The following is a 6,975-nucleotide window of genomic DNA, read 5'->3' on the forward strand; positions in this document are numbered from 1 at the left end:
CGACAAAGCCATGGGCTACTCGGAAGGTCAAATTCGCGGTGCCCTCAGCTTCACCAAAGCGCTGTAACCGATCCAGCAAAACCGACCAGGCCTGGTCGGTTTTCACGTTCAACCGCTAGGGTTTCGACTCCACTTCCCATTGATGATGCCCCGGCTTATTTCGAAAGCTGACCGGTTCCTGATGAATCATCACATCGGCATTGTCGAAATTACGGCACAACTGTTCCGTCACCTCTTCGGCGATTTGATGCCCCATCCACAATGAAAGATGGTCATCCAATTCCAAATCCAATTGAATAAACACCCTTGGCCCAGAACGAAAAGTACGCAAATCGTTAAAGCCGCGAACCTGCGGATGGCTCAATACAATATCGCGAATATCGTCTCGCACGCTGTCGGGCAATTCTCGATCCAATAATTGATTGGCCGAGGCCACCGCCAACCTCACCGCCTGCCAACCAATCCAAACCCCAATCAGCAGCCCGAGGGTCGCATCCACCCACAACCAAGCCGACAACAGCAACCCCAGCATTACCGCAAAGTTGGCGCCAATATCCGACACATAATGCAAGGAGTCGGACTCAATTGCCGACGACTGGGTTTTGCGAATCACATAACGCTGAAACAGCACCAAAGCCAAGGTCAACGCCATGGAAAACACCATCACCCACACGCCCAAATCGGCATCGCGCACCGCTTCCGGAAACACCAGACGATCCAACGCATGCAACACCAGATACAAAGCCGAACCGGCAATAAACACACTCTGCGCCAAAGACGCCAACGGCTCGGCCTTACCGTGTCCGAGGCGGTGTTCGTTATCCGCCGGTCTTTGCGCAATGTGCACCGCAAACAAAATCATCACCGAGGCCACCACATCCACCGCCGAATCCAGCATGGACGCCAATAACCCCACCGACCGAGTTTCCCACCAGGCAAACCCTTTGACCAGCAGCAAAATCAGCGCCACCAAAACCGAAGCGTAGGTCGCATAGCGTGTCAGTTTCATCGCATCCAAGCGCTGTTCCTCATTTCAAAGTTTATACTGTCGCGCGCAAGCCTTTTTACCAGGCCTGGTTAAAGGCCTGAATGCGGTGTTTACGGTCTGCTTCTATCGCCTCACCCACCGCAGCGCCCTGTACACCCGTCGCCAAAATCGCCTGATTATCCACTTGATTCGCCGCCTGAGCCAGCGCCAGCCAATAAGGTTTTTGAGGATAATCTTGGGTTTCAAAGCCCGTTCGTCCTTTGGCATCGGCTTCGCACGCCGTCAGCAGTTTCTCAAACACCGCAATATCCTTCAGAGCGCCACAGGCCGTCAGCACCTTCAAATAGGTTTTTGGCTTCAAGGCTGGCCGCCCCTCACTGTCCAGACCTTTATGAATCACACCGTGAAATTCGGTCACTTTTTCCGCAAACTGCTGCTGTTTTTTCGGTACGCGATAGCGTTGGCAAAAGGCGGTAACCAATGGCACGCCGGCCTGTTCATGGCCGTGATGTTTTGGCCAAAGCGCCTGCGGCGTCACGCCCTTGCCCAAATCGTGCAACAAAGCGCCCAGCCGCACCGATAGATCATTCGATAGGCGCGCCGCCGCATCCAACACCATTAAGGTATGCACCCACACATCCCCTTCCGGGTGATATTGCTCCGGCTGGGTGACGCCATGCAGCGCATAAAGCTCAGGAAACAAAATCGCCACCGCATCGCTGCGATCCAGTGTTGCAAAAAACACACTCGGCCGTTCCGTGCCCAACGCCTTCACCACCTCCTGCCAAACCCGCTCCGGCGTTAAAGCCGACAACTCGCCGGAAGCGGCCATACGTTGCATCAGCGCAAGCGTTTCTGCGGCCAGCTGAAACCCCAAAGGGGCTAATTTGGCGGCAAAACGCGCCACCCGCAACACCCGCAACGGGTCTTCCTCAAAAGCATCCGACACATGGCGCAACACCTTATTCTCTAAATCTTTACGTCCACCATAAGGGTCGATAATGCGGCCATCACCATCCTGCGCCATCGCATTGATGGTCAAGTCTCGGCGAATCAAATCTTCCTCTAGAGTCACCGCCGGATCGTACGACATTTCAAACCCATGATAACCTTGGCCGACTTTGCGCTCCATGCGCGCCAGAGCATATTCTTCTTTGGTTTTGGGATGCAGAAAGACAGGGAAATCCTTACCGACCTGATCGAAGCCTTGTGCCAGCATTTCCGCAGGCGTGGCACCCACCACGACCCAATCGTGGTCATAAACCGGAATACCGAGTAAGGCATCTCGCACGGCTCCGCCGACTAAATAGGTTTCCATAACATCCTCATAGCACCCTCATGGCATTAAAATAACAACCTCCCATCATAACCCGATATTTCACAACACCGCCAAATTTGCGGCCTTTTCAGGCACAACAAAAAAGCCGTCACAGGACGGCTTTTCTGGATCAAGGTTACAGCGGTCGCCGCCCCTCAGGCCAACTCATCCGCATCGCGTCCGGCTTCACGACGGAAAAAATGATAGCGTTCACGCAAGGTGCCCGGAGCGATATAGTTTGCCAGTGTGTGCTCAACACTGCTGGGCATGAACCCAAAACGACTGGCAAAGTCCGCATCGGAAACCAAATCCGCCTGTAACAGCTTCATCTGCACCGCCGACACGGAGCGAAAGGGAGCCAGAGCGCCCAAAGCCACCATAAAACGGGCATTCAGTGAACACATTGGCAAGATAATCGCGTCATCTTTCATCATCAGGTCACGCACCGAACCGGCCAAATCCTTCAGCGTCATCCGCTCTTCCCCGACCATTTCTATTTTCTGACCGTGGGTTGTGGCATCGGACAAACACATCACCAAAGCACGTGCAAAATCTTTCACTGACAACGGCTGCACAGCTCGGTCGGCATTGGCGACGGGCAACACCGGCATGCGTTCCAGCTGCGCTTTAAACCGACTGCTGACTTCATCGCCATCCCCTAACAGCAAACCCGCGCGTAAAATCGTTACGTTAGCCGAAGCAATGGTGTGCATAATCGCGTCCGCTTCGCCCAAATGATACAACCAGGCCTGGCGCGCATTGCTGGCATCCGCACCTATGTGTGACAAGGCAACGACACGCTTCACGCCCGCCGATTCGATGGCTTTTTTAATTTGCTGAGTCACCTGAACCAGCGCATCGTCTGCCACCGATTCGGTTGGGGCGGTCACATCCGCCACCAGATTCACAACCGCATCCGCGCCTTTTAACAAGGTCTTCAAACGTTCGGTTTCCAGTAAACTGGTCAACTGCACCAGGCGTGTGTTCGGAAACAACAGGTAGTCACGGTAACGCTCTGGGCGTCGAACAAACACAGAGACCTCATAGCCTGACTTCGACAACGCATTCACCACGGCACGCCCAACAAACCCGGTTCCGCCCAACACCACTACTTTTCCGCCCGACTTAGACCCCAGCATAATCTACGATTCCTGTTTATTATGAATTCTGTAAAGGGCTACAAGAATAATGAAAATCCCCATGGAGGTCAAGCCAGCCGCCCATCGAAAAACACCCAGGCCTGCGTCACTTTTGCTAAAATGCGCTTTCCGATCCGACTGCGATCAATCCGCCGACTCATTACGAACACCAAGGAATCGCGATGACCTCTGTCACTGTCTCCGCTTACAAAAGCCCCAAAAAAGAATTACTCTATCTGTTTGTCCCACAAGCGGACGGGCTGGACAAACTGCCCAACGAACTCTGCGTGATGTTCGGCCAGCCGGAACACGTCATTGACTTTGAGTTGACCCCCAATCGCGCCCTGGCCATGGCCGACCCGAAAGAGGTATTACACGGGTTGGAAACCAAAGGCTACTATATGCAGATGCCGCCGTCCGAAATCGAAAAACTGGGCGATATGCCACCGCCGCCGGAACGCCTGGACAATATCTTCTAACCCGCCCATCCAAACATCCTAGCGTAGCTTGAATTCAAGCAGCAAAACACACGCACAATACCCTATGATTTTAGTCGGGTATTGATAATTCTGCGGCAGTGGTTACAATAACCTGACATCGATTGGCCGCTCGCAACCTTGAGCGAGCCGATTACTCGCATGACAACCCACTCAAACTGAAAAGGAATGCAATCATGGCTTTTACGCTACCCGACCTACCTTATGATTACAATGCACTCGAAGTGTCCATTGACGCCCGTACCATGGAAATTCACCACACCAAACACCACCAGACTTATATCAACAATTTGAATAATGCCATTGCCGGCACCGAAAACGAAGACAAGTCGCTGGATGAGTTGATTGCCAACGCCGGGTCGATTTCACCCGCGGTGCGTAATAACGGTGGTGGTCACTGGAACCACGCTTTCTTCTGGGAAGTGATGAGCGGTGACAGCATGGGCGCACCCAGCGGTGCTTTGGCCGACGACATCAACGCCACCTTTGGCAGCTTGGACGCCATGAAAGAAAAATTCAATACCGCCGGTGCCACCCAGTTCGGTTCCGGTTGGGCTTGGCTGAGTGTCGCAGCGGATGGCAGCTTACAAATCTCTTCCACTCCCAATCAGGACAACCCGCTCATGGACGTCGCCCAGGTCAAAGGCACACCGATTCTGGGGCTGGATGTTTGGGAGCACGCCTATTACCTGCGCTACCAAAACCTGCGCCCAGCCTATATGCAGGCCTGGTGGGATGTGGTGAACTGGAACAAAGTGTCCGAACTCTACACCGCCGCAAAAGGTTAAGTTCCCATCGGCTTGGTGCGGCCAAGTCAACACGCCCGCACCAAGAGCGAACGGCGGAAACAAAAAACGACCAAGCCTGGTCGTTTTTTGTTTTGTGCCATCGATTGTGGCAAGCCTTCAACGGCTGTCCGTCAATCCAGCCGACACGGCACTTTTAACGTCACCGTCATCGACTCATCCGACGGAATCACCATCGGGTAACCCGCTGCCTGCCACGCATCCATGCCGCCAATCAGGTTGGTGACATGGCTAAAGCCCATTTCATTCAGCGTCTGCGTCGCTAACGCCGCCCGTCCGCCGGACTTGCACACTACCAACCAAGCATCATCACGGTGATCGCGCAACGCCGGGTTCGCCCCTTCATACGCTAAATCCGCGGCTGGCTCCAGCACGCCGCGCGGCACATTCATCGCGCCCTCAATGGCACCGCTTAAAAACTCGCCCGGCTCACGCACGTCCAGCACCTTCACACCTTGAGCAATACGTTCACGCCCTTCTTCCAGTGACACTTCTTCAATTAGCGCCTTGGCAGCTTCAATGTAGTCCAACAATCCCTTCACAATGCGACTCCTTATAACAATTAGAATCGTTATTCTAACCGAATCCGGCTAAAAATAGAACGATTATTCTAGTCGCATCAACCCACTCTGAACCTTATGAGCCGGTTTCACCAGGCCTGGTCAAACTCAATGCACACACAGAATATCAGGACGTTTTTCCGCATCCTCAACCATTTTTTCCAAACAGTCCTGCACCGATTGGCTGGCCGCTTCCATTTTCTGCAATGCCGACTCCATCGACTCGAAATCACCGGCCAGATACAAGTCCACCACCTGCTTCGCCTGCAGATGCACTTCCCGATGCGGCGCTTCCAAGTCGCGATACCCCTGAAGTTGCGAATAACACTGCACCCCTTCGCCCTGATAATACCACTGCCCCAAGGCACAGTCCGTTGGTTCGGTCAGGTTCAGCGCCTCCTGCGTCAGGCTGCCCATCAACAACTGATACACCCGCATTTTATAAAGCAGATGATCCAACTTTACCTTGTTGGTAAAGCTGCGCAAGGCACTGGTGGCAATCACACCCCCCATGGTATCATTGCGCGAAATCAAGTCGGACAAAGCCTCAGTGGAAGCCTCACTGTTAGTATTGAGCTGCGTCGTTTCATCGGTGGCTTGATTCATAATGTCGCGCGACTGCGCGATCTCTTTCTGAATCAACGACACCAGACGTGAAATGTCCTGAGTGGCGGTTGCGGTCTTTTGCGACAGATTGCGCACCTCGTCCGCCACCACGGCAAACCCGCGCCCAGCCTCACCGGCACGCGCCGCTTCAATCGCCGCATTCAACGCCAACAGATTGGTCTGCTCGGAAATCTCGGTAATCATCGAAATAATCCCGTCAATTTCCACTGCGCGCCGCCCCAGCTCATCCGACGCCGACGCCGCCTGATGCATCATCGAAGACAGGCTGTGCGACTTATCCAAAATGCCATGCACCTTATCCCGCGTAGTCGCGGAAAGACTGGCGGAATCCTTGATATTATCGCGCCCTTCCATAAGCTTATTGCCCTGAAGCAGCAAGCCACCCTGAAAGCCCTGCAAAGAATTGGCAAAGAATCGCATGGAATGAAACACCTTGTTGCACAAGTCCAACTGCCGCGCCTGCGCTTCCTCAATCGGCGCCGCCGATTCCATTGAATCCAGAGACGCCGCATTCAGCTGATCAATTTGCTCTTGTAAGGTGTGATTTTCGTGTTGCAAGCGAGCCAGTTCCTGCGCTTGCTGCTGACATATTTTTTTATATTTTCGACTTACGAACATCCTGTTTCGGCCTCCTGAACGCCCTTGTTCATTTTTAAATGACAGCCTGTTACACCTGTCATAAAACTGCAAAGCAATCTTCATACCCAAATCACTTTTCGATGGCATACTATTGAGAAAATTCAAAGCGCCTTTCAAAAAACGCCAGCGAGCCGCCTGCGAACACCCAAGAATTCTCGTCCAACCATGTGACTTTGGTTAAAATAACCGGTTATTCTAAGCTAAACGTTAAGTATAAATAAGGAAATATTATGGTGAGTTTAACCACACCCGTGTGCGACTTCGAACAAGCGGCCATTGATTTCAACCTGCCCGGCGTGGACGGTCAGCACTGGACACTGGAAAAAGCCAAAGGCCCGAACGGCCTGCTGGTGATGTTTATCTGCAACCACTGCCCCTATGTCAAGGCCATCCAGACGCGC

The 6,975-nt window shown here is 53.2% G+C and carries 7 protein-coding genes and 2 pseudogenes; 3 read left to right on the forward strand and 6 right to left on the reverse strand.

What is annotated here, in order from left to right:
* Positions 1-115 precede the first annotated feature (115 nt).
* The 3 genes from ACP5D0_RS09450 to ACP5D0_RS09460 all read right to left on the reverse strand — a co-directional run bounded on the left by ACP5D0_RS09450 (position 116) and on the right by ACP5D0_RS09460 (position 3,445).
* Entirely contained in the window at positions 116-1,009 is an 894-nt protein-coding gene (locus tag ACP5D0_RS09450) for a cation diffusion facilitator family transporter (RefSeq protein WP_472365520.1), read from the reverse strand.
* A 55-nt stretch (positions 1,010-1,064) separates the two neighbouring features.
* Positions 1,065-2,306, reverse strand: a complete 1,242-nt coding sequence (locus ACP5D0_RS09455) for a multifunctional CCA addition/repair protein (protein WP_472365513.1) — start codon at positions 2,304-2,306, stop codon at positions 1,065-1,067.
* 155 nt (positions 2,307-2,461) lie between these two features.
* Positions 2,462-3,445, reverse strand: a complete 984-nt coding sequence (locus ACP5D0_RS09460) for an NAD(P)H-binding protein (RefSeq protein ID WP_472365514.1) — start codon at positions 3,443-3,445, stop codon at positions 2,462-2,464.
* A gap of 182 nt (positions 3,446-3,627) precedes the next feature.
* On the opposite strand from ACP5D0_RS09460, the gene ACP5D0_RS09465 reads away from it, so the two are divergent.
* Positions 3,628-3,924, forward strand: coding sequence for a YcgL domain-containing protein (locus ACP5D0_RS09465; protein WP_472365516.1), 297 nt, complete (start codon positions 3,628-3,630; stop codon positions 3,922-3,924).
* 194 nt (positions 3,925-4,118) lie between these two features.
* Positions 4,119-4,730 (forward strand): superoxide dismutase, encoded by a 612-nt coding sequence (locus tag ACP5D0_RS09470; RefSeq protein WP_472365517.1) that lies wholly within the window; start codon positions 4,119-4,121, stop codon positions 4,728-4,730.
* A gap of 131 nt (positions 4,731-4,861) precedes the next feature.
* On the opposite strand, the gene ACP5D0_RS09475 is transcribed toward ACP5D0_RS09470, so the two are convergent.
* The 3 genes and pseudogenes from ACP5D0_RS09475 to ACP5D0_RS09485 form a co-directional block, all read right to left on the reverse strand.
* Complete coding sequence (locus ACP5D0_RS09475; protein WP_472365518.1) at positions 4,862-5,290, reverse strand: rhodanese-like domain-containing protein; 429 nt, start codon at positions 5,288-5,290, stop codon at positions 4,862-4,864.
* Positions 5,291-5,416: 126 nt separating this feature from the next.
* Positions 5,417-5,914, reverse strand: coding sequence for a CZB domain-containing protein (locus ACP5D0_RS09480; protein WP_472365521.1), 498 nt, complete (start codon positions 5,912-5,914; stop codon positions 5,417-5,419).
* Positions 5,888-6,148: pseudogene (locus ACP5D0_RS09485) on the reverse strand (methyl-accepting chemotaxis protein); the annotation flags it as partial. The gene ACP5D0_RS09480 and the pseudogene ACP5D0_RS09485, both read right to left, overlap by 27 nt.
* 656 nt (positions 6,149-6,804) lie before the next feature.
* Between ACP5D0_RS09485 and ACP5D0_RS09490 the strand changes: the two are divergent.
* Positions 6,805-6,975: pseudogene (locus ACP5D0_RS09490) on the forward strand (thioredoxin family protein); the annotation flags it as partial.

Origin of the sequence: Hydrogenovibrio sp. (assembly GCF_049975065.1) — a bacterium.
Taxonomy (GTDB): Bacteria; Pseudomonadota; Gammaproteobacteria; order Thiomicrospirales; family Thiomicrospiraceae; genus Hydrogenovibrio.